Source organism: Streptomyces sp. NPDC012466, assembly GCF_042955215.1.
GTDB lineage: Bacteria > Actinomycetota > Actinomycetes > Streptomycetales > Streptomycetaceae > Streptomyces.
Window position 1 is genome coordinate 58,676 of the sequence record NZ_JBIBEQ010000012.1, and the last position, 21,306, is coordinate 79,981.

The 21,306-nt window shown below is 70.4% G+C and carries 22 protein-coding genes; 8 read left to right on the forward strand and 14 right to left on the reverse strand.

The genetic code is table 11. The annotated features are described in order from the left end of the window. Nucleotides 1-200 precede the first annotated feature (200 nt). Nucleotides 201-1,229: an LLM class flavin-dependent oxidoreductase gene (locus tag ACFY9E_RS34585; protein WP_390991035.1), complete on the forward strand. Its 1,029-nt coding sequence runs from the start codon at nucleotides 201-203 to the stop codon at nucleotides 1,227-1,229. An 81-nt stretch (nucleotides 1,230-1,310) separates the two neighbouring features. Here the strand turns inward: ACFY9E_RS34585 and ACFY9E_RS34590 are convergent, their stop codons facing one another. Then, nucleotides 1,311-1,703 carry an SCO5389 family protein gene (locus ACFY9E_RS34590; RefSeq protein WP_030246492.1) on the reverse strand — a complete coding sequence of 131 codons (393 nt, stop codon included), beginning with the start codon at nucleotides 1,701-1,703 and terminating at the stop codon, nucleotides 1,311-1,313. A 252-nt stretch (nucleotides 1,704-1,955) separates the two neighbouring features. On the opposite strand from ACFY9E_RS34590, the gene nucS reads away from it, so the two are divergent. Next, nucleotides 1,956-2,627 carry an endonuclease NucS gene (gene nucS, locus ACFY9E_RS34595; RefSeq protein WP_031140730.1) on the forward strand — a complete coding sequence of 224 codons (672 nt, stop codon included), beginning with the start codon at nucleotides 1,956-1,958 and terminating at the stop codon, nucleotides 2,625-2,627. 67 nt (nucleotides 2,628-2,694) lie between these two features. Here nucS and ACFY9E_RS34600 read toward each other — a convergent pair whose 3' ends face one another. The 4 genes from ACFY9E_RS34600 to ACFY9E_RS34615 form a co-directional block, all read right to left on the reverse strand. Further along, a complete protein-coding gene (locus ACFY9E_RS34600; protein WP_390991038.1) occupies nucleotides 2,695-5,199 on the reverse strand; it encodes an ATP-binding protein in 2,505 nt (834 codons plus the stop codon). 267 nt (nucleotides 5,200-5,466) lie between these two features. After that, a complete protein-coding gene (locus tag ACFY9E_RS34605) occupies nucleotides 5,467-5,790 on the reverse strand; it encodes an STAS domain-containing protein (RefSeq protein ID WP_186284954.1) in 324 nt (107 codons plus the stop codon). A 149-nt stretch (nucleotides 5,791-5,939) separates the two neighbouring features. Then, nucleotides 5,940-6,788 (reverse strand): 3-hydroxyacyl-CoA dehydrogenase family protein, encoded by an 849-nt coding sequence (locus ACFY9E_RS34610; RefSeq protein ID WP_363117308.1) that lies wholly within the window; start codon nucleotides 6,786-6,788, stop codon nucleotides 5,940-5,942. Nucleotides 6,789-6,914: 126 nt separating this feature from the next. Next, a complete protein-coding gene (locus ACFY9E_RS34615) occupies nucleotides 6,915-7,556 on the reverse strand; it encodes a TetR family transcriptional regulator (protein WP_390991041.1) in 642 nt (213 codons plus the stop codon). Between the two features lie 78 nt (nucleotides 7,557-7,634). Here ACFY9E_RS34615 and ACFY9E_RS34620 point away from each other — a divergent pair, with 78 nt between their 5' ends. The 3 genes from ACFY9E_RS34620 to ACFY9E_RS34630 are packed head-to-tail and all read left to right on the forward strand — an operon-like array spanning nucleotide 7,635 to nucleotide 9,770. Further along, nucleotides 7,635-8,417 carry an ATP-binding cassette domain-containing protein gene (locus tag ACFY9E_RS34620; protein WP_390991044.1) on the forward strand — a complete coding sequence of 261 codons (783 nt, stop codon included), beginning with the start codon at nucleotides 7,635-7,637 and terminating at the stop codon, nucleotides 8,415-8,417. 17 nt (nucleotides 8,418-8,434) lie between these two features. Further along, on the forward strand, nucleotides 8,435-9,178 hold the full coding sequence (locus ACFY9E_RS34625; RefSeq protein WP_390991046.1) for an ABC transporter permease: 744 nt from the start codon (nucleotides 8,435-8,437) through the stop codon (nucleotides 9,176-9,178). A 19-nt stretch (nucleotides 9,179-9,197) separates the two neighbouring features. Further along, on the forward strand, nucleotides 9,198-9,770 hold the full coding sequence (locus ACFY9E_RS34630) for a cob(I)yrinic acid a,c-diamide adenosyltransferase (protein WP_390991049.1): 573 nt from the start codon (nucleotides 9,198-9,200) through the stop codon (nucleotides 9,768-9,770). Between the two features lie 68 nt (nucleotides 9,771-9,838). Here the strand turns inward: ACFY9E_RS34630 and ACFY9E_RS34635 are convergent, their stop codons facing one another. Continuing rightward, entirely contained in the window at nucleotides 9,839-10,417 is a 579-nt protein-coding gene (locus ACFY9E_RS34635; protein ID WP_390991051.1) for a hypothetical protein, read from the reverse strand. A 152-nt stretch (nucleotides 10,418-10,569) separates the two neighbouring features. On the opposite strand from ACFY9E_RS34635, the gene ACFY9E_RS34640 reads away from it, so the two are divergent. From ACFY9E_RS34640 to ACFY9E_RS34650, 3 genes are all read left to right on the forward strand, one after another. Beyond that, on the forward strand, nucleotides 10,570-11,763 hold the full coding sequence (locus ACFY9E_RS34640; protein ID WP_390991054.1) for a histidine kinase: 1,194 nt from the start codon (nucleotides 10,570-10,572) through the stop codon (nucleotides 11,761-11,763). Further along, nucleotides 11,760-12,401 (forward strand): response regulator, encoded by a 642-nt coding sequence (locus tag ACFY9E_RS34645; RefSeq protein ID WP_390991057.1) that lies wholly within the window; start codon nucleotides 11,760-11,762, stop codon nucleotides 12,399-12,401. Before ACFY9E_RS34640 ends, ACFY9E_RS34645 begins: the two co-directional genes overlap by 4 nt. 124 nt (nucleotides 12,402-12,525) lie before the next feature. After that, nucleotides 12,526-14,349, forward strand: a complete 1,824-nt coding sequence (locus ACFY9E_RS34650; RefSeq protein WP_390991060.1) for a glycosyl hydrolase family 18 protein — start codon at nucleotides 12,526-12,528, stop codon at nucleotides 14,347-14,349. Between the two features lie 101 nt (nucleotides 14,350-14,450). Here ACFY9E_RS34650 and ACFY9E_RS34655 read toward each other — a convergent pair whose 3' ends face one another. The 8 genes from ACFY9E_RS34655 to ACFY9E_RS34690 form a co-directional block, all read right to left on the reverse strand. Continuing rightward, nucleotides 14,451-14,897, reverse strand: a complete 447-nt coding sequence (locus tag ACFY9E_RS34655) for a DUF2550 domain-containing protein (protein ID WP_031140706.1) — start codon at nucleotides 14,895-14,897, stop codon at nucleotides 14,451-14,453. Nucleotides 14,898-15,027: 130 nt separating this feature from the next. Continuing rightward, entirely contained in the window at nucleotides 15,028-15,405 is a 378-nt protein-coding gene (locus ACFY9E_RS34660) for a F0F1 ATP synthase subunit epsilon (protein ID WP_033312984.1), read from the reverse strand. A gap of 112 nt (nucleotides 15,406-15,517) precedes the next feature. Further along, nucleotides 15,518-16,954 carry a F0F1 ATP synthase subunit beta gene (gene atpD / locus ACFY9E_RS34665; protein WP_390991063.1) on the reverse strand — a complete coding sequence of 479 codons (1,437 nt, stop codon included), beginning with the start codon at nucleotides 16,952-16,954 and terminating at the stop codon, nucleotides 15,518-15,520. Then, nucleotides 16,955-17,872, reverse strand: a complete 918-nt coding sequence (locus ACFY9E_RS34670) for a F0F1 ATP synthase subunit gamma (protein ID WP_390991066.1) — start codon at nucleotides 17,870-17,872, stop codon at nucleotides 16,955-16,957. Between the two features lie 20 nt (nucleotides 17,873-17,892). Then, nucleotides 17,893-19,482, reverse strand: coding sequence for a F0F1 ATP synthase subunit alpha (gene atpA / locus ACFY9E_RS34675; RefSeq protein ID WP_390991068.1), 1,590 nt, complete (start codon nucleotides 19,480-19,482; stop codon nucleotides 17,893-17,895). Between the two features lie 126 nt (nucleotides 19,483-19,608). After that, the gene (locus ACFY9E_RS34680) at nucleotides 19,609-20,424 is read right to left on the reverse strand and encodes a F0F1 ATP synthase subunit delta (protein ID WP_390991070.1); all 816 of its coding nucleotides are present in this window, start codon (nucleotides 20,422-20,424) and stop codon (nucleotides 19,609-19,611) included. After that, a complete protein-coding gene (locus ACFY9E_RS34685; protein WP_390991072.1) occupies nucleotides 20,421-20,969 on the reverse strand; it encodes a F0F1 ATP synthase subunit B in 549 nt (182 codons plus the stop codon). Before ACFY9E_RS34685 ends, ACFY9E_RS34680 begins: the two co-directional genes overlap by 4 nt. Before the next feature lie 39 nt (nucleotides 20,970-21,008). After that, nucleotides 21,009-21,245 carry an ATP synthase subunit C gene (locus ACFY9E_RS34690; RefSeq protein ID WP_010040161.1) on the reverse strand — a complete coding sequence of 79 codons (237 nt, stop codon included), beginning with the start codon at nucleotides 21,243-21,245 and terminating at the stop codon, nucleotides 21,009-21,011. Nucleotides 21,246-21,306: the final 61 nt, after the last annotated feature.

Here is a 21,306-nt window from a genome sequence, read left to right on the forward strand (position 1 = left end):
ACGCGTAGGGCACCAATACGCCACAAGTCCTCGCGGACGAGGCGGGCCCCTCTCCGGGTGCCCTCCCCCGGACTCCCGGCGGAACGCCCCATTCTGCAGACAATCCGCAAAATACGCCGCCCGGCCGTGTCCTCGGCACGTGTCAGACGGTTATGCGCTGTGGGGGAGCTCCGTGTCGGAGCCAAGGAAGCAGGAAAGCAATGCGCGTTGGAAGTTTCGTGTTGGCGGCCCAGTTCCCCGGTCAGGGCGAGGGGGAGGCGCTGCACCGGGCGGTCCGTTCGGCCGAGGTGGCCGAGGAGGCCGGGCTCGACACGGTCTGGCTGGCCGAGCACCACTTCGTGCCGTACGGCACGTGTCCGTCGGCCATCACCCTGGCCGCCTTGCTGCTGGGCCGCACCCGCCGCATCCGGGTCGGGACGGCGGTCAGCGTCCTGCCCACCGTCCACCCCGTGGCCCTGGGCGAACAGGCCGCGCTGCTGCACCACACGAGCGGCGGCCGTTTCACGCTGGGTGTCGGGCGCGGCGGCCCGTGGATCGACCTGGAGGTGTTCGGGGCGGGCCTGGAGGCGTACGAGAAGGGGTTCCCGGAATCGCTGGAGCTTCTGGTGCGGTGGCTGCGCGAGTCGTCCGTGGCCGCCGACGGGGAGCGCTTCCGCTTCCGTGCGGTCCCGGTGGTGCCGCGGCCGTCGGAGGCCCTGGCGGAAGGGCCGGGGCCCGAGCTCGTCGTCGCCTGCACCTCGCCGGCGAGTGTGCGGCTGGCCGCCGAGCGAGGTCTGTCGATGCTGCTCGGGATGCACGTGGGGGACGAGGAGAAGGCCGAGATGGTCGCCCTGTGGCGGCAGCACGCGCGGGCGAGCGGACGCTCGGCGGAGGAGATCCACGGCGCGTCCCATGTGTCGGCCGGTGTCTGCCAGATCGCGGACCGGCGGGTCGACGCGGCGGAGACGCTGATGAAGGCCATGCCGGGCTGGCTGAAGCAGGGCCTGGAGGCGCATGTCACGGTCGACGGGCGCACGCGCCGGATGCGGGACCCGCTGGCGTACACCGAACTGCTCTGCGGGCTGCACCCGGTGGGCACTCCGCGGCTGTGCGCGGACCGGCTGGCGGCGACCAGCGAGCGGACGGGCATCTCCCGCTTCGCGCTGCTCGTCGAGGGCTCCGGAGATCTGGCGGCGACCGAGGAGAACGTGCGGCGGCTGGGCGCCGAGGTGCTTCCCCAACTCGTCTGACGGCGCCGTGGATTCCTGGGGGCTTGCCGCTCCGGTACAGAACTGCACCTCCCGCGTACGGAGCGGCAAGCAAGCGGTGCGTCAGCAGTCCCGGAACTCAGGTGACTGGTTCAGCACCTGACTGCGGACCGAGGTGAAACGACCCAGCTTCTCGTCGACCGAGGAGTCAAGCGGGAACACGGCCACCCGGTGGCAGTTCTGGAAGGCCAGACGCACACCGAAGTGCCGCTGCAGCGCGCCGCGTATCGCGTCACTCGCAAGCGCACGCAGCAGCTGGCCGCGTGCCTGCTCGTCCGGCGGAGGCGTCTGGTTGTCGGCGAACGCACCGCCGTCCACCTTCAGCTGGGCCACCAGGGAGCTGATCATCTCCCACGCATAGGGCAGGGAGGTCCGGACGCAGTCGACGAATTCCGCTTCGTCGACCTCGCCTCGCTCGGCCTGTTCGAGTAGGGCCGGTGAGACGTCGAGCGACATGAGTTCTCCTCTCGCACCCCCAACGAGCAGGGGTTGCCTGACAGATGAGGGAGTTCGCGACACCGGACACGCTGCGTACACGCACCGCGACCTCCCGTTCCTACGGTAAGCAACGGACGGTGACGGCACCAGGAAAATGCGCAGATGAGACACTCCCGGTGAGCACACCATGCACACAATCGGCCATTACCGAACACGTGTTTTCCAGGGCGAATCGCGTGGACAGCTGCCCGTCGAGTAGCGTTGCCGACCATGCGTCTCGTCATTGCCCGCTGCTCCGTCGACTACGCCGGGCGGCTCACCGCCCACCTTCCCTCGGCCCCGCGCCTGATCCTGGTGAAGGCGGACGGCAGCGTCTCGATCCATGCCGACGACCGGGCCTACAAGCCCCTGAACTGGATGTCGCCGCCGTGCACCCTGAAGGAGGGCACCGGCGAGGAAGAAGGCGTCTGGACCGTCGTCAACAAGGCGGGCGAGAAGCTCATCATCACGATGGAGGAAGTCCTCCACGACTCCTCGCACGAACTGGGCGTCGACCCCGGCCTGATCAAGGACGGCGTGGAAGCACACCTCCAGGAGCTGCTCGCCGACCGCATCGAGACACTCGGCGAGGGCTACACGCTGATCCGCCGCGAGTACCCGACGGCCATCGGGCCGGTCGACATCCTGTGCCGGGACGCCGACGGCAAGACCGTCGCGGTGGAGATCAAGCGGCGCGGTGAGATCGACGGCGTGGAGCAGCTCACCCGCTATCTGGAGCTGCTGAACCGCGACCCCCATCTCGCCCCGGTGCGCGGCGTCTTCGCGGCCCAGGAGATCAAGCCCCAGGCGCGCGTCCTCGCCACGGACCGCGGCATCGGCTGCCAGGTCCTCGACTACAACGCGCTGCGGGGCATCGAGGACGACAAGCTGCGGCTGTTCTGACAGCCCGTACGACGACGAGCAGGGCCGGGTCCGCGGAACGGACCCGGCCCTGCTGTCTGTACGGGTGTCAGATCACCGTCTCCGAGCCGCTCGGCGTCCCGGTGGCGCTCTGCGACGCGCTCGCCGTGGTGCTCGTGGGAGCGCTCGGCGCCGGGCCGCTGGCCGAGTCGGAGGTGGACGGACTGGTCGTCGGCGGCTCCGAGGTGGGCGGCTCGGAGGTGGGCGGTTCCGAGGTCGGCGGCTGGGACGTCGGGGGCTTGGACGTCGGCGGCTTCGACGTCGCGGGGGGCTTGGACGTCGCGGGCGGCTTGGACGTGGACGGCGGCTTCGAGGACGACGGCGGCTTCGACGGTGACGCGGAACCGCTCGGGTCCTGCGAACCGCTCGGGGTGGCCGTCGGCGTCGGGTCGTCCGACGTGCCGAGTGTGCCGTCCGGGCCCGGGTCCGTCGGGCGGCTGGTCGCCGCGCCGGTGTCGTCGTCGTCCTCGTTCGCCGCCGGATCGGCACCCAGGCTGCCGTCACCGGCGTCCTGGCTGGCGGACGGGTTGACGCCCACCTGGTCGGACGGCGGGTTCTGCTCGTTGCCGGAGGTGGCGCCGAGCGTCACCACCGTGCCCAGGACGGCGACGAGCAGGGCTCCGGCACCGGCGGCCACGAGGTTGCGCCGGGCCAGGCCCTTGAGGCCGCCCCGGGCCGCCCGCGAGGGCGCGGGCGAGCTGCGGTGGGTGACCAGGGCCGGCGAGGTCGGCGGCTGGAGGGTGGGGAAGGCCGCCGGGACACCGCCGGGCGGGGACGCCGACTCCTCGCCGCGGGCGTCGGGCACCTCCTCCCCCGCGGTCGGGCCGAGCCCGATCGGTGTGCCCGAGCGGTCGGCGACCAGGGCGAGGGCGCGGCGGCCGGCGACGGTGCCGCGCTTGTCGGCGAGGGCGCCGCGCAGGCCGATGGAGGCCTCCAGTTCGGCGCGGGCCCGGTCGAGCTGTCCCCCGCACAGGGCGAGGACGCCGAGTTCGTGGTGGAAATAGGCCTCCTCGGCGACGTCCCCGGCGAGCCGGGCGGCCTCGGCACCGGCCCGCAGGACCCGCTCCCAGGCGCTCCAGTGCAGTCCGGCGGCGAACGCGGGGGCGGCGGTGCGGGCCAGGTGCACGGCCGCGCTCTCCTCGCCCTCGGCGGGCGGGCGGGTGGCCGGTCCGAGGACGGCCAGGGCGGCGAGGATCGCGTCGGCCTCGGCGCACACGCGCTCCGGGGTGACCGAGGGGTGCCCGGCCCACCAGGAGTAGTGCTGGGCGGCGCTGCGGGCGCCGGCCTCGGCCTCGTCGGCGTATCCGGCGGCCTCCAGCTGGGCCGGTACGCCCGCCGCGAGGCGGTAGCGGGAGCCGACCGGGGAGACGAGGCCGCAGGAGGCCAGTTCGCCGAGCGCGGCGTCCGCGTGGGTGTCACCGACCAGGGCGGGCAGATGCGCCTGGTGCGGGACCTCGCCGCCGAGGGCGACGGCGAACCGCAGCGTGGCGCGGGCGGAGGCGCTCAGCCGGGAGGCGAGCAGCGGCGCAGGCGCGGCGGCCTCGCCGAGCGCGGGCAGCGGCACGTCGTCGCCGAGGTCGTAGGTCTCGGCGGTGCCGGCCGGGGGCGCGTCCTCGAAGACACCGAACTCGTCGACGGCACCGGTGCCGGCGCGCAGCCGGTCACGCTGCCGCAGCAGGGCGCCGGCCTGGACGAAGCGCAGCGGCAGGCCCTCGGACTCGAACCAGAGGTCGCCCGCCCAGTTGGACTCCTCCTCGGTGAGGGACCGGCCCACCGCGTGCTCCAGCAGGTCGAGCCCGGCCGCGCGCTCCAGCCCGCCGAGGAGGACCTCCTCGACGCCGGCGCCCGCGGAGGGAGCGGGCACGTCCGGGGTGGCGCCGAGCAGGAAGGCGCACTCGGGGGTCGCCTCCAGCAGTTCGTCGAGCGCCGCACCGCCGAACTCCAGGTCGTCGACGACGACGACCGCGCCGATGTCACGGACGTGGGTGAGCACGTCGTCCCGGTCCGGGCGGAGCAGCGGGGCGTTGTACACCGCGTGGAACAGGTCGTACAGCAGGTCCTCGGAGGTGCGGCCGAAGCCGTTCAGGCGGACGACGCCGTCGGGGGCGAGGTCGGAGCAGTCCTCGGCGACGAGGTCGAGCAGGCGGGTGCGGCCGGAGCCGGCCGGGCCGGTGAGGCGGGTGGAGCGGCCGCGGGCGAGCAGGCGCACCAGGCGCTCGCGTTCGTCCTGACGGGCCAGCAACGGCAGGGCGGGACGCGCGGGGCCGGGCGGAACGGGCGGGCGGGCCGCGCGGTCGGCCTCGGCGCGCTCGGCCGCGGTCAGCTTGACCGGCCGCGCGGGCCGTTCGGCGGGCGGGCAGACTTCTATCTCGCTGCCGTCGACGGGGTTGACGGTCAGCAGGAAGTCGCCGGAGACGAGCTGCACGGTGCGGGCGAGCGCCGGCGCGTGCTGCGCGAAGTCGGGTGTGAGGGATTCCCTGGGAGGGCGCTGGCGCGGCACCGGGCCGTCGCCGTCGTGGCCGTACTCCTCGGGTCCCTGGTTGTCAGGATCCATAGGTCAAGCCCCCCAAAAGCGTGTGTGTGCTTGGAAAAGCCCCTCCCGGCCTTGCTGCACACCGCGCTGTCGCTTCTGGTCCGGTCCCGCTCGAAGGGTGTCATGGCAGCGGGCAGCCGAACCCTAAACCTTCGCACAGTATCTACGACAGTCCGGGGTACCGCGCCGTCCGTAACGTCACGGTCTCGTGAGGATTGTGCGCGTCGCACGATTCGACGACGTGCGTCCGGGTGTCCCCGGTCGCCCGGCTCACACCCGTACGAGGCGTCACACCCGGGGAAGCGACTCCACCCCGATGCCCCCCTCGATCGCCAGGATCCGGTGCAGGCGGGTGGCCACCAGCAGGCGCTGCATCTGCGGCGGTACACCGCGCAGCACCAGACGCCGGCCGCAGCGGCCGGCCCGCCGGTGGGCCCCCATGATCACGCCCAGTCCGGTGGCGTCCCAGGAGTCCAGTTCGGACAGGTCCAGCACCAGGTCGCCGACTCCGTCGTCGACGGCCGAGTGCAGGACCGTACGGGCGTCCGCCGCGCTCCGGACGTCGAGGCGGCCCCCGACGACCAGCTCGGCGTGGTCGCCCCTGATGTGCATATGCGCTCCCCGTGCGTGCGAATCGTGCTCCGCGTTCTGATGTGGGTGATGCAACCTCTGACTGTGTGGAGGAGTCAGAGGTTGCTTCTTGTAAGCGAACCGATACCGAATTCACCCGGGGGTGTGATGCTCCCGGGGCATGTGCGGTTTCAGTGCTTGTAGAAGCCCTGCCCGCTCTTGCGTCCGATGTCACCGGCGTCAACCATCCGGCGCATCGACTCGGGAGCCGCGAACTTCTCGTCCTGGGACTCGGTGTAGATGTTGTTCGTGGCGTGCAGCAGGATGTCGACGCCGGTCAGGTCCGCCGTCGCCAGCGGGCCCATGGCGTGACCGAAGCCCAGCTTGCAGGCCAGGTCGATGTCCTCGGCGCTGGCCACGCCCGACTCCTGCAGCTTCGCGGCCTCGACGACCAGGGCGCAGATGAGACGGGTCGTCACGAAGCCGGCGACGTCGCGGTTGACGACGATGCAGGTCTTGCCGACCGACTCGGCGAACTCCCGGGCCGTGGCGAGGGTTTCGTCGCTGGTCTTGTAGCCGCGGACCAGTTCGCACAGCTGCATCATCGGCACCGGCGAGAAGAAGTGCGTACCGACGACCCGCTCCGGGCGCTCCGTGGCCGCCGCGATCTTGGTGATCGGGATGGCGGAGGTGTTGGAGGCCAGGATCGCCTCGTCCTTCACGATCTTGTCGAGCGCACGGAAGATCTCGTGCTTGACTTCCAGCTTCTCGAACACGGCCTCGACGACGACGTCCGCGTCGGCCGCGGCGTCCAGGTCGGTGGTCGCGGTGATGCGGGCCAGGGCGGCGTCGGCGTCGTGCGCCTCCAGCTTGCCCTTGGCGACGAACTTGTCGTACGACGCCTTGATGCCGTCGGTGCCCCGCGTCAGCGCCTCGTCGGTGACGTCGCGCAGGACCACCTCCCAGCCCGCCTGCGCGGACACCTGGGCGATGCCGGATCCCATGAGGCCGGCTCCGATGACGGCGAGCTTCCGTGCCACTGTGCGACTCCCCTGACGCGCTGCTTATGTCTGCCTCTCGGGCGGACACTAGCGCTCGTGAGGGGCTGTGTGACCAGGAAGTAATGCGCGTCACGTCTCACATGACGGACATCACACCGAGGCGGGTCACGCGGCGCCTCGTACGGCGTAGTTGAGCACCTTCTCGCTCAACAGCTCCTCGATGTCGTCGAGAACGAGGAGCATCTCCCGTGACACTTCGTCCGGGTTGCGCCCCTTGACCATCTCGCGGCCGATCGCGGCGAAAACCGTGCTGTGGATCCAGCAGATCTGACCGGCGATCAGTGTGGGCAGCGGATCGCCGGCGGGGGCACGGGTCTCCTCGCGCAGGGTCGCCTCCAGGTTGTCCTGGAGCTCCTGCTGCATGCTCCACAGCCGGGAGCGCAGCGGCGGCGCCTCGTCGATGCAGCGCATGAAGCGGTCGTAGCCCTCGATGAGGCCGATGCGGGGGGAGACCGCCTCGACCTCGGCGCGCAGCTCGCGCAGCACCGCCCGGGTGGCCGACTCCCCCGAGTCCCGGCCGCGCACCCAGCGGGAGAGCCGGTCGACGACACCCTGGGAGCGGTCGAAGAAGAGGTCCTCCTTGGCCGGGAAGTAGTTGTAGACGGTGTTCACGGAGACGTCGGCCGCCTCCGCCACGTCCGCGATCGTCACCGTCACGAACCCGTGCTCCAGGAACAGCCCGGTGGCGATGTCCGAGATGCGCTGTCTCGTCTCGCGCTTCTTCCGTTCCCTGAGCCCCTCAGCCATGTCCGCATCCTACTTCTCTGGGGCCTCACAAAACTTGGGGTCATTGCAAACTTTAAGAGACTCTGTTTTTCTGGGGCCATGACCATCATCAGTACGGCCGGACTGGCCCGTACCTTCCAGACCAGGAGCGGCCCCGTGGAGGCCGTGCGCTCCGTCGACCTGACCGTCCGCGAGGGCGAGATCCTCGGCTTCCTCGGCCCGAACGGGGCCGGCAAGACGACGACCCTGCGGATGCTGACGACCCTGCTGGGGCCGACCGGCGGTGCCGCCACCGTGGCGGGCTGCGACCTGGCCACCGACGCGGCCGGGGTGCGGCGGGCCTGCGGCTACGTGGCGCAGTCGGGCGGGGTCGATCCGCAGATCAGCGTGCGCGAGGAACTCGTCACCCAGGGCCGCCTGTACCGGCTGACCAAGGCGCAGGCCGTCGAGCGCGCCGGGGAACTGGCCCGCGACCTGGACCTCACCGGGCTCCTGGACCGCAGATGCGGCGCCCTCTCCGGCGGGCAGCGGCGCCGGCTGGACATCGCGATGGCGCTCACCCACCGCCCCAAGGTGCTGTTCCTGGACGAACCGACGACCGGTCTCGACCCGGGCAGCCGCGCCGACCTGTGGGACCTGGTGCGCCGGCTGCGTGACGAGTACGGCACGACGGTGTTCCTGACCACGCACTACCTCGACGAGGCCGACGCCCTCTCCGACCGGCTGGTCGTCGTCGACCGCGGCGTGGTCGTCGCCGAGGGCACCCCGGCCGCCCTGAAGCTGCGCCACGGCGGCTCGCTCGACGCCTCGCTCCAGGACACGTTCCTGGCCATCACCGGCCGCAGCGCCACGCCGGCCGACCCGACCCCCGTCGCCGTATAGCCGCCAGAGGACTCACGATGCTGTTGCACGACACCGCGCTCGTCTACGGGCGCTACCTCCGCCAGTCCATGCGCTCGCGCTTCGCCCTGCTCTTCGGCGTGCTGATGCCGCTGCTGTACCTGCTGTTCTTCGGTCCGCTGCTGACCGATCTGCCGCTGGGCGGGCGGGGCACCTCGTGGCAGGTGCTGGTGCCCGGGCTGCTGCTGCAACTCGGACTGTTCGGGGCGTCCTTCGCCGGCTTCTCGATCATCATCGAGAAAGGTCAGGGAGTGGTGGAGCGGATGCGGGTGACGCCCGTCAGCCGGCTCGCCCTGCTGCTGGGGCGGGTCCTGCGGGAGGCGACCGTGTTCGTCTTCCAGGCGGTGCTGCTGGTGCTGGCTGCATTCGCGATGGGCCTGCGGGCCCCGCTCGCGGGCGTTCTGATCGGCTTCGCGTTCGTCGCGCTGCTGACGGTGTCGCTGGCCGCGCTGTCCTACGCGCTGGCGATGAAGGTCCACACCCCGCAGGAGTTCGGTCCGGCGATCAACGCCATGACGATGCCGATGATGCTCCTGTCCGGCCTGATGCTGCCGATGACGCTGGGGCCGAAGTGGCTGGACGTGCTGTCCCACTTCGTGCCGTTCCGCTATCTGGTGGACGCGGTCCGGGACGCCTACGTCGGCTCGTACGCCACGGCACACATGCTCTACGGCGTGCTGGTGGCCGTCGGTCTCACGGCCCTGTCCGTGACAGTGGGCACACGCGTGTTCCGAACCGCCTGAGCGTAACTACGCTGGCCACATGGTCAATCTGACGCGCATCTACACCAGGACCGGCGACCAGGGCACCACCGCCCTCGGCGACATGAGCAGGGTCGCCAAGACCGACCTGCGGATCTCCGCGTACGCCGACGCCAACGAGGCGAACGCGGCGATCGGCACGGCGATCGCGCTGGGCGGCCTGGACGAGGACGTCGTCACGGTCCTCACCCGCGTCCAGAACGACCTGTTCGACGTGGGGGCGGACCTGTCGACGCCGGTGGTGGAGAACCCGGAGTTCCCGCCCCTGCGGGTCGAGCAGTTCTACATCGACAAGCTGGAGGCGGACTGCGACCGCTTCAACGAACAGCTGGACAAGCTCCGCTCCTTCATCCTCCCCGGCGGCACCCCCGGCGCGGCCCTGCTCCACCAGGCCTGCACGGTCGTACGCCGGGCCGAGCGCTCGACGTGGTCCGCCCTGGAGGTCCACGCCGAGACGATGAACCCCCTGACGGCGACCTACCTCAACCGCCTGTCCGACCTCCTGTTCATCCTCGCGAGGACGGCGAACAAGGAGGTCGGAGACGTGCTGTGGGTACCGGGCGGGGAACGCTGACGCACCCCCGAAGGAACGTGGGGAACTGCGCGACCGGCCGGGGCGGCCGGTGAGCCGAGGTGCCGGCCTCAGCGACGCATCCCCTGTTTGTCGAAGGTCTTCTCCGGCTCCCCGGCGGGAGCCTTCCGCGGCCAGATCGCGTAGCTCAGCGCGATCAGGCCGTGGATCCCGGCCGTGCGCCAGGCCACCCAGCGCCAGCTCTCCAGGGAGGTGACGCGGCTCGGGTCGTCCACGTACCAGATGGCGAGCTGGAGCAGCACCGTCGCGACGACGGCCGCCGTCAGCGTCCCCAGCCACACCTTGCCCTCGTGGCGCGCCCGGGCCATGCCGTAGCGGGGTGGGCCGACCGGCTTCGGGGCGCCGCCCAGCCGGTGGGCCGCGTGGCCGTCGAGCCACTTCACGGTGCGGTGGCCGTGCCCGACGGTGTAGCCGATGTACAGCGCGGCCAGGCCGTGCGTCCAGTTCGGCTCCGCGCCGTTCTTCAGGTCCAGCGCGGTGGCCACCAGCAGGACGACTTCCAGCAGCGGCTCGCACAGCAGCAGTGCGAGCCCCGTGCGCGGCATGCGCAGCAGGTAGCGGACGGACAGCCCGGCCGCCAGCAGCACCCAGAAGCCGATCTCGCAGGCGGCGATCAAGGCGACGATCACGGTTCGCTCCTCTCGGTCACCCTTCCAGGCTCCCGGTCGGCGCGGCCCGGATCGTCGTCGCGACTGACGAACCCGCGGTACATCGAAAGATGCAGTCGGGGACCCTACGCGGGGATCAGGCGCGGGGCACGGCGGCCGTGTTGGATGGTGCCATGGCCGTACCGCTCCCCCGCCCGCACCGCTTCGACGTCCACATCGCGACGGGCAGCCTGCTCGGCGGACTGCTGCTGTGGGGCCTCGGCCTGGCCACCCGCCCGCACACCGAGCCGTACGTCCTGCTGCCGGGCCGCTGGCCGGTGCTGCTGCCGCTCATCGTCATGGCGGGCTGTGAGCTGCTGCGCCGAACCGCCCCGCGCACCGCCCTGCTGATCGGCACGGCCGCGATCGTCCTGGATGTCGTCACCCAGGGGAACCTGGTCACGGTCCTGATGTACACCGACCTCATGTACGCGGCCGTCCTGTACGGCCCGCCCGCCTCGGCCCACCGCATCCCGCGGATCACCGGGCTGCTGTCGGTGGCGGGGAGCGTGGTGCCCTTCGCGGTCTGGCGAGTGCCCGAGGCGCTGCTGATCGGTGTCGTCACCGGTGTCGTGGCCTTCGCGCCCGCGGCGACCGGCCTGATCGTCCGCAACCACCGCGACGCCGCCGAGGCGGCCCGGCTGCGTGCCGAACAGACCGCGCTGCTCGCCGAGATGGACCGCACTCAGGCCGTCACCGCCGAACGCGCCCGGATGGCCCGCGAACTGCACGACATGGTCGCCAACCACCTGTCCGCGATCGCCATCCACTCCACCGCCGCCCTCTCCCTCGACGATCCGAAGACCTCCCAGGAGGCGCTGGTGGTCATCCGAGAGAACAGCGTGGCGGGGCTCTCGGAGATGCGGCGGCTGATCGGCATCCTGCGCGACTCCAGCGGTGATCTGGAACCGGCCGCGGCTCCGACGCTCGACGGCCTCGCCGCGCTGGTGGAGGGCGCCCGCGCCAACGGTCTCGACGTCACCCTGGACGCCGGCCACGGCGAGGTGCCCGCGCCCGTCGAGCTCGCCGCCTACCGGATCGTGCAGGAGTCGCTGACCAACACCCTCAAGCACGCCGCCCCGGGGCGGGTCGGCATCACGCTCGCCCGGCAGGACGGTTCGCTGGCCGTCACCGTGACCAGCCCCTACGGTGACCGGGACGGCCCGCGCGCCCCCGGCTCCGGAGCCGGTCTGGTGGGCATGCGGGAGCGCGTCGCCCTGCTGGACGGCACCTTCGCGGCCGGACCCGAGGACTCTCCCGACGGAAAGATCTGGGCCGTACGCGCCACCCTCCCCGTCCACGACACCGTCGAAGGAGACACCGCATGATCCGCGTCCTGGTCGCCGAGGACCAGTCCGCCGTCCGCGCCGGTCTGGTCCTCATCCTGCGCAGCGCGCCCGACATCGAGGTGGTCGGCGAGGCGGCGGACGGCGAGCAGGCGGTGGCGCTGGCCCGGGAGCTGCGGCCGGACCTGGTGCTGATGGACGTGCAGATGCCGCGCCTGGACGGGGTGTCGGCGACCCGGCAGGTCGTCGCGGAGCGGCTCGCCGACGTACTGGTGCTGACCACCTTCGACCTCGACGAGTACGTGTTCGGCGCGCTGCGCGCGGGCGCGTCCGGCTTCCTGCTGAAGAACACCGAGGCGGCGGACCTGCTGGAGGCGGTGCGGACGGTCGCGCGCGGGGAGGGTCTGATCGCCCCGGCGGTGACGCGGCGGCTGATCGCGGAGTTCGCGGCGAAGCCCGTCCGGGAGCCCGCGGCCGATCCGGCCGTGCTCGACCAGCTGACCCGGCGGGAGCGCGAGGTGCTGGCCTGCCTCGGCGAGGGACTGTCCAACGCGGGCATCGCCGAGCGGCTCGACATGGCCGAGGCGACCGTGAAAACCCATGTCAGCAGGCTGCTGGGGAAGCTGGGGCTGCGGAGCCGGGTGCAAGCCGCGGTGCTGGCTCAGGAGTTGGGCGTCTGAGCCGCGTTCCACGCGGGGTGGTCCAGACCTATTGACCGGTGGTCCAGACCTTTCTATTCTCACCGCACCATGTGTGGCGTGAGGCTCAGTCACGCCCCCCACAACTCCATCAAGGAGGCGCAGCATGCGCTTCAGACACAGAGCCGCGGCAGGGTTCGCGACGCTGTTGCTCCCCTTCGCCGGCCTCGTCGGCCTGGCGAGCCCGGCTCAGGCCGCGACGTCCGCCACCGCTTCCTACGCCAAAACCCAGGACTGGGGCTCCGGCTTCGAGGGCAAGTGGACGGTGAAGAACACCGGCACCACGACCCTCAGCTCCTGGACCGTCGAGTGGGACTTCCCCTCCGGCACCTCCGTCACCTCCTCCTGGGACGCCGACGTCACCTCCTCCGGCACCCACTGGACCGCGAAGAACAAGTCCTGGAACGGCACCCTCGCCCCCGGCGCCTCGGTCTCCTTCGGCTTCAACGGCTCCGGCACCGGTTCCCCCGCGAACTGCAAACTCAACGGCGGCAGTTGCGACGGCGGCAGCACGGAACCCGGTGACAGCGCACCGAGCGCCCCCGGCACCCCGACCGCCTCGGACATCACCGACACCTCGGTGAAGCTGTCCTGGTCCGCCGCCACCGACGACAAGGGCGTCAAGAACTACGACGTCCTGCGCGACGGTACCAAGGTCGCCACCGTGACGGGGACGTCGTACACCAGCACCGGCCTCACCGCCGGCACCGACTACTCCTACTCCGTCCAGGCCCGTGACACCGCCGACCAGACCGGCCCGGTCAGCGGCGCCGTCCGGGTCCGCACCACGGGCGGCACCACCGAGCCGCCCACCGGCGACAAGGTCAAGCTCGGCTACTTCACCGAGTGGGGCGTCTACGGCCGCAACTACCACGTCAAGAACCTGGTGACCTCGGGCACGGCGTCGAAGATCACCCACATCAACTACGCCTTCGGCAACGTCAAGAACGGCCAGTGCACCGTCGACGACACCTACGCCGCCTACGACAAGGCCTACACCGCCGACCAGTCCGTCAGCGGCACCGCCGACACCTGGGACCAGCCGCTGCGCGGCAACTTCAACCAGCTGCGCCAGCTGAAGGCCAAGTACCCGCACATCAAGGTGCTGTACTCCTTCGGCGGCTGGACCTACTCCGGCGGCTTCGGCCAGGCCGCGGCCAACGCCGCCGCGTTCGCCAAGTCCTGCAAGGCCGTCGTGGAGGACCCGCGCTGGGCCGACGTCTTCGACGGCATCGACATCGACTGGGAGTACCCGAACGCCTGCGGCCTGACCTGTGACACCTCGGGCCCGGCGGCCTTCAAGACCCTCTCGCAGGCCCTGCGTGCCGAGTTCGGCCCGAACTACCTGGTCACCGCGGCCATCACCGCCGACGGCTCCTCCGGCGGCAAGATCGACGCGGCCGACTACGGCGGCGCCGCGCAGTACCTCGACTGGTACAACGTGATGACGTACGACTACTTCGGCGCCTTCGACAAGGACGGCCCGACCGCCCCGCACTCCCCGCTCACGTCCTACCCGGGGATCCCGCAGGCGGGCTTCAACTCGGCCGACGCGATCGCCAAGCTCAAGGCGAAGGGCGTGCCGTCCAAGAAGCTCCTGCTCGGCATCGGCTTCTACGGCCGCGGCTGGACCGGCGTCACCCAGTCCGCCCCGGGCGGATCGGCCACCGGCGCGGCTCCGGGCACGTACGAGGCGGGCATCGAGGACTACAAGGTCCTGAAGAACTCCTGCCCGGCCACCGGCACCATCGCCGGCACGGCGTACGCGCACTGCGGCAGCAACTGGTGGTCGTACGACACCCCGGCGACCATCGCGGGCAAGATGAGCTGGGCCAAGAACCAGGGCCTGGGCGGTGCGTTCTTCTGGGAGTTCAGCGGTGACACCGCCAACGGAGAGCTGGCGACCGCCATCGACAGCGGCCTGAAATAGGCCGCATCACAGAAGAGTTCGAAGGGCCATAGGGCCTGAGCGACGTTGACGCTCCCCCAGACTACGTCCAGGGGGGAACCCCACCCAGCGGGTGAGTGTGGCTACGCCACGTTCACCCGCTGTCCGGGCGGGGCTGCCTCGAGCCACGCGAGGAAACCGGTCAGCGCGTCTTCGCTCATCGCGAGTTCGAGACGCGTGCCCCGGTGCAGACAGGCCAGGATCACATGGTCGGAGAGCAGCGCCAGCTCCTCCTCGCCCTCCGGCACCCGGCGGCCCGCCACCTCGATCGCGGAACGCTCCAGGACGCGACGCGGACGCGGCGAGTACGAGAAGACGCGGTACCACTCGACGCGGTCACCGTTGTAGCGGGCCACCCCGTACGCCCAGCCCTTGCCGCTCCGGTCGCCCTCCTCCGGGGTGTCCCAGCGCAGGCTGGCGTCGAAGGTGCCGCCCGACCGCTGGATCAGCCGGCGGCGCAGACCGAAGACGAACAGGCCCACCACCACGAGGGCCACCACGATTCCGCACACAGTCAGAGCGAGGACCATCGACACCGACCTCCTCGTCTCCTAGGTAACGGAACGTAAAAATCACCCACATCCGCCTCAGCCGCGGCTGGGTCCGGATCTCTCCGGTACCCAGCCGCGGCTGAGTGACGTCATCACACGGCGGACGGGGTCAGCGCGCCGCCGTCGCAGCCCGCAGACGGACGTCCGCGCGGCGCTGGGCCTCCGCGTCGTCCTCCGCCTTCGCGCGCTCGAGCTCCTGCTCCGCGCGCTGGACATCGATCTCGTCCGACAGCTCGGCGACTTCCGCCAGCAGCGAGAGCTTGTCGTCCGCGAACGAGATGAATCCGCCGTGCACGGCGGCGACGACCGTCCCGCCCTCACTCGTACGGATGGTCACCGGGCCCGACTCCAGCACACCGAGCAGCGGCTGGTGACCGGGCATGACGCCGATGTCGCCGGACGTGGTGCGCGCGACGACCAGGGTGGCCTGGCCGGACCAGACCTCACGGTCGGCCGCGACCAGCGCGACGTGCAGCTCAGCAGCCAAGGGTGGCTCCTCGGGTCACCACCCGGCGGGAGTGCCGGGTGTTGGTTACAAGTCTAGTAGGCGTGAATGAGGGGGCGGGACGAACCCCGCCCCCTCATGACGAGCGCGAGGCTCAGGAGACGCCGAGCTCCTTCGCGTTCTTCTTCAGGTCCTCGAGACCACCGCACATGAAGAACGCCTGCTCCGGGAAGTGGTCGTAGTCGCCGTCGCAGATCGCGTTGAACGCGGCGATCGACTCGTCCAGCGGCACGTCCGAACCGTCCACGCCGGTGAACTGCTTGGCGGCGTGGGTGTTCTGGGACAGGAAGCGCTCCACGCGACGGGCACGGTGGACGACGAGCTTGTCCTCCTCGCCGAGCTCGTCGATACCGAGGATCGCGATGATGTCCTGCAGGTCCTTGTACTTCTGCAGGATGTTCTTCACGCGCATCGCGGCGTTGTAGTGGTCCGCCGAGATGTACCGCGGGTCGAGGATGCGGGACGTCGAGTCCAGCGGGTCCACGGCCGGGTAGATGCCCTTCTCGGAGATCGGACGGGAGAGCACCGTCGTCGCGTCGAGGTGGGCGAAGGTGGTGGCCGGGGCCGGGTCGGTCAGGTCGTCCGCGGGGACGTAGATCGCCTGCATCGAGGTGATCGAGTGACCACGGGTCGAGGTGATGCGCTCCTGGAGGGTGCCCATCTCGTCGGCCAGGTTCGGCTGGTAGCCCACCGCGGAGGGCATACGGCCGAGCAGGGTCGACACCTCGGAACCGGCCTGGGTGAAGCGGAAGATGTTGTCGATGAAGAACAGCACGTCCTGCTTCTGGACGTCACGGAAGTACTCCGCCATCGTCAGGCCGGCCAGGGCCACGCGCAGACGGGTGCCCGGGGGCTCGTCCATCTGGCCGAAGACCAGGGCGGTCTTGTCCAGAACGCCGGACTCTTCCATCTCCGCGATGAGGTCGTTGCCCTCACGGGTGCGCTCGCCGACGCCCGCGAAGACGGAGACGCCCTCGTGGAGGTTGGCGACACGCATGATCATTTCCTGGATCAGCACGGTCTTGCCGACACCGGCACCACCGAACAGACCGATCTTGCCGCCCTTGACGTACGGGGTGAGCAGGTCGACGACCTTCAGGCCCGTCTCGAACATCTCGGTCTTCGACTCGAGCTGGTCGAACGCGGGGGCCTTGCGGTGGATGGACCAGCGCTCGCCCTCGTGGACCTCGTCGCTGTTCAGCACCTCACCGAGGGTGTTGAACACCTTGCCCTTGGTGAAGTCGCCGACCGGGACGGTGATGCCCGCACCCGTGTCGGTCACCGGGGCCTGGCGGACCAGGCCGTCGGTGGGCTGCATGGAGATGGCGCGGACCAGGCCGTCACCCAGGTGCTGGGCGACCTCCAGGGTCAGCGTCTTCTTCTCGCCCGCCAGCGCCGGGTCTGCGACCTCGACGTGCAGGGCGTTGTAGATCTCCGGCATCGCGTCGACGGGGAACTCCACGTCGACGACCGGGCCGATGACCCGCGCGACGCGGCCCGTCGCCGTGGCCGTCTCAACAGTGGTGGTCATTTATCGGTCACTCCCCGCGGTCGCGTCGGCCAAGGCGCTGGCGCCACCGACGATCTCGCTGATTTCCTGGGTGATTTCGGCCTGGCGGGCCTGGTTGGCAAGCCGGGTGAGCGTCTCGATGAGCTCTCCGGCGTTGTCGGTGGCCGACTTCATCGCGCGCCGCGTGGCGGCGTGCTTGGAGGCGGCCGACTGGAGCAGCGCGTTGTAGATGCGGCTCTCGACGTAGCGCGGCAGCAGGGCGTCGAGGACGTCCTCCGCCGAGGGCTCGAAGTCGAACAGCGGGAGGATCTCGCCCTTGGGCGCCGCCTCCGCCGCGACCTCGTCGAGGCTGAGCGGCAGCAGCCGCGCCTCGATCGCCGTCTGCATCATCATCGACACGAACTCGGTGTAGACGATGTGGAGCTCGTCCACGCCGCCTTCCGCCGTCTCCGTCTCGATGGCCTCGATCAGCGGTGCCGCGACCTTCTTGGCGTCCGCGTACGACGGCTCGTCGGTGAAGCCCGTGAACGTCTCCGCGATCTTGCGCTCGCGGAAGTTGTAGTGGGCGACACCGCGGCGGCCGACGATGTAGCTGACGACCTCCTTGCCCTCGGCCTCCAGCTTCGCCGTGAGCCGCTCCGCGGCCTTGATGGCGTTGGAGTTGAAGGCGCCGGCCAGACCGCGGTCGCTCGTGAGGAGCAGGACCGCGGCACGGGTCGGGTTCTCCGCCTCCGTCGTCAGCGGGTGCTTGGTGTTAGAGCCGGTGGCGACCGCCGTGACCGCGCGGGTGAGCTCGGTCGCGTACGGGGTGGAGGCCGCCACCTTGCGCTGCGCCTTGACGACGCGCGAGGCGGCGATCATCTCCATCGCCTTGGTGATCTTCTTGGTCGCGGTGACGGATCGGATGCGACGCTTGTAGACCCGGAGCTGGGCTCCCATGAGTCAGGTCCCTTCCGTCGTCACTTGCCGGCAGCCGGGGTGTCCTCGCCGAGCAGCTTGCCGTCGGAGGTCTCGAACTGCTTCTTGAACTCGACGATGGCCTCGGCGACGGCCTGAAGGGTGTCGTCGGACATCTTGCCGCCCTCACGGATGGAGGTCATCAGACCCTGCTCCTTGCGGTGCAGGTAGTCCAGCAGCTCCTTCTCGAAGCGGCGGATGTCGGCGACGGGGACGTCGTCCATCTTGCCGGTGGTGCCGGCCCAGACGGAGACGACCTGGTCCTCGGTGGCCATCGGCTGGTACTGCGGCTGCTTCAGCAGCTCGACCATGCGCTGACCACGCTCCAGCTGCGCCTTGGACGCGGCGTCCAGGTCGGAACCGAAGGCGGCGAACGCCTCCAGCTCACGGAACTGGGCGAGGTCCACGCGCAGACGGCCGGAGACCTGCTTCATCGCCTTGTGCTGGGCGGAACCACCGACGCGGGAGACGGAGATACCGACGTTCAGCGCGGGGCGCTGACCGGCGTTGAACAGGTCCGACTCCAGGAAGCACTGGCCGTCGGTGATGGAGATGACGTTGGTCGGGATGAACGCCGAGACGTCGTTGGCCTTGGTCTCGACGATCGGCAGACCGGTCATCGAGCCGGCGCCCATCTCGTCGGAGAGCTTCGCGCAGCGCTCCAGCAGGCGGGAGTGCAGGTAGAAGACGTCACCCGGGTAGGCCTCACGGCCCGGCGGGCGGCGCAGCAGCAGCGACACGGCGCGGTAGGCGTCGGCCTGCTTCGACAGGTCGTCGAAGATGATCAGGACGTGCTTGCCCTGGTACATCCAGTGCTGGCCGATGGCCGAACCGGTGTACGGCGCCAGGTACTTGAAGCCGGCCGGGTCGGACGCCGGGGCGGCGACGATGGTCGTGTACTCCAGCGCGCCGGCCTCCTCCAGAGCGCCGCGCACGCCGGCGATGGTGGAGCCCTTCTGGCCGATGGCGACGTAGATGCAGCGGACCTGCTTGTTCGGGTCGCCCGAGCGCCAGTTGTCGCGCTGGTTGATGATCGTGTCGACAGCCAGGGCGGTCTTGCCGGTCTGGCGGTCACCGATGATCAGCTGACGCTGACCACGGCCGATCGGGGTCATCGCGTCGACGGCCTTGTAGCCCGTCTCCATCGGCTCGTGCACCGACTTACGGACCATGACGCCCGGGGCCTGCAGCTCCAGGGCGCGACGGTCTTCGGTCTCGATCTCGCCGAGGCCGTCGATCGGGTTGCCGAGGGGGTCCACCACGCGGCCGAGGTAGCCCTCGCCCACCGCAACGGAGAGAACCTCACCGGTACGGGAGACCGGCTGACCCTCCTCGATGCCGCTGAACTCGCCGAGGACGACGCAGCCGATCTCGCGCTCCTCGAGGTTGAGGGCGAGACCGAGGCTGCCGTCCTCGAACTTCAGCAGCTCGTTGGCCATGACCGAGGGCAGACCCTCGACCTTCGCGATGCCGTCGCCGGCGAAGGTGACCGTACCGACCTCCTCGCGCGAGGCCGCGTCCGGCTTGTACGCCTGGACGAAGTTCTCCAGCGCGTCCCGGATCTCCTCCGGCCGGATCGTGAGCTCCGCCATCTGGGTTCCCTGCTCTCCTTGTTGGGCCCGAAGTTTCACTTTGGGGGTCTGGGGGCGACCCCCAGGATTCTTCTGCACGGCCCAACCAGGGCCGTCGTAAGTACGTTGTGCCTATTGAGTTGCTGCTCAGCCGGCAAGCCGGCGGCTGGCGTCCTCGATGCGGTCCGCGAGGGAGCCGTTGATGACCTCGTCACCGACCTGCACCCGCATCCCGCCGAGGACCTCGGGGTCCACGTCCAGGTTGAGGTGCATCGTGCGGCCGTAGAGCTTCGCGAGGGCGGCGCCCAGGCGCTGCTTCTGCGGGTCGCTCAGCGGTACCGCCGAGGTGACGATGGCCACCATGCGGTCCCGGCGATCGGCGGCGAGCTTGGACAGGGACTCGAGTCCCGACTCCAGGCTACGTCCCCGCGGCGCGGTCACAAGGCGCGTGACCAGACGCTCGGTGACCGACTGCGCCCGGCCGCCGAGCAGGCTGCGCAGCAGCTCGCCCTTGGCCGAGGTGGTGGCCTTGCGGTCGGTCAGCGCGGCCCGCAGCTCGGTGCTGCCGGAGACGATCCGGCCGAACCGGAACAGCTCGTCCTCGACGTCGTCGAGCTTGCCGGCCTGCTGCGCGGCGGTGAGGTCGGCGGTGTCGGCCAGCTGCTCCAGCGCGTCCACCAGGTCGCGCGACTGCGACCAGCGGGAGCGCACCATGCCCGCCACCAGGTCGGCGGCCGGGCCGCTGACCTGGGTGCCGAGCAGACGCCGGGCCAGTTCGGCCTTGGCCTCTCCGGCCTGCGCCGGGTCGGTGAGGACCCGACGCAGCGACACCTCGCGGTCGAGCAGCGCGGTGACGGCGGCCAGCTCGTCGGCGAGCGAGCCCGCGTTCACGGACGTCGAGTCCGTCAGCGCGTCGAGACGCTCACGTGCGGCTGCCAGGGCCTCGCGGCTCGCTCCGTTCATCGTCCGGCCTCGGCCTTCTCCTCGAGCTCGTCGAGGAACCGGTCGATGACACGGCTCTGGCGGGCGTGGTCCTCGAGGGACTCGCCGACGAGCTTGCCGGCCAGGTCGGTGGCGAGCTTGCCGACGTCCTGGCGCAGCGCGGAGGAAGCGGCCTTGCGGTCGGCCTCGATCTGGGCGTGACCGGCGGCGACGATCTCCTCGCGCTGCCGCTGGCCCTCGGCCCGCATCTCGGCGATGAGGGCGGCACCCTGCTCCTGCGCCTCCTGGCGCAGACGCGCGGCCTCGTGCCGGGCCTCGGCGAGCTGTGCCTTGTACTGCTCAAGGACGCTCTGGGCTTCGACCTTCATGGTCTCGGCCTCTTCGATACCGCCTTCGATCGCCGCGCGGCGCTCCTCCAGAACCTTGTTGATGTTCGGAAGCAGCTTCTTCCAGAAGAAGAAGAACACGATGGCGAAGGCGATGGTGCCGATGAGCAGCTCGGGGCCCGGAGGAACGAGCGGGTTCTGCTCTTCCTCGGCCGCCAGCTGCACCAGGTTGGCGATCACATCAGTGCCTTTCGTCGAAACGTGTCGGTGAGCAGGAAATTACTGACCGAACACGAACGGCATAACGATGCCGATGAGGGCGAGCGCCTCACAGAAGGCGAAGCCGAGGATCTGGTTGGCGCGGATCAGGCCGGCGGCCTCGGGCTGACGGGCCAGGGCCTGGGTGCCGTTACCGAAGATGATGCCGACGCCGATGCCGGGGCCGATGGCGGAGAGGCCGTAGCCGATGGAGCCGAGCGAACCGGAGACAGCGGCGAGGGTCTCAGTGGCAGCCATGCTGTTTCTTCCTTCTCTTTCACGGACCGGCGGGGGTTGGCCACCGGACGTTCTTGGGATT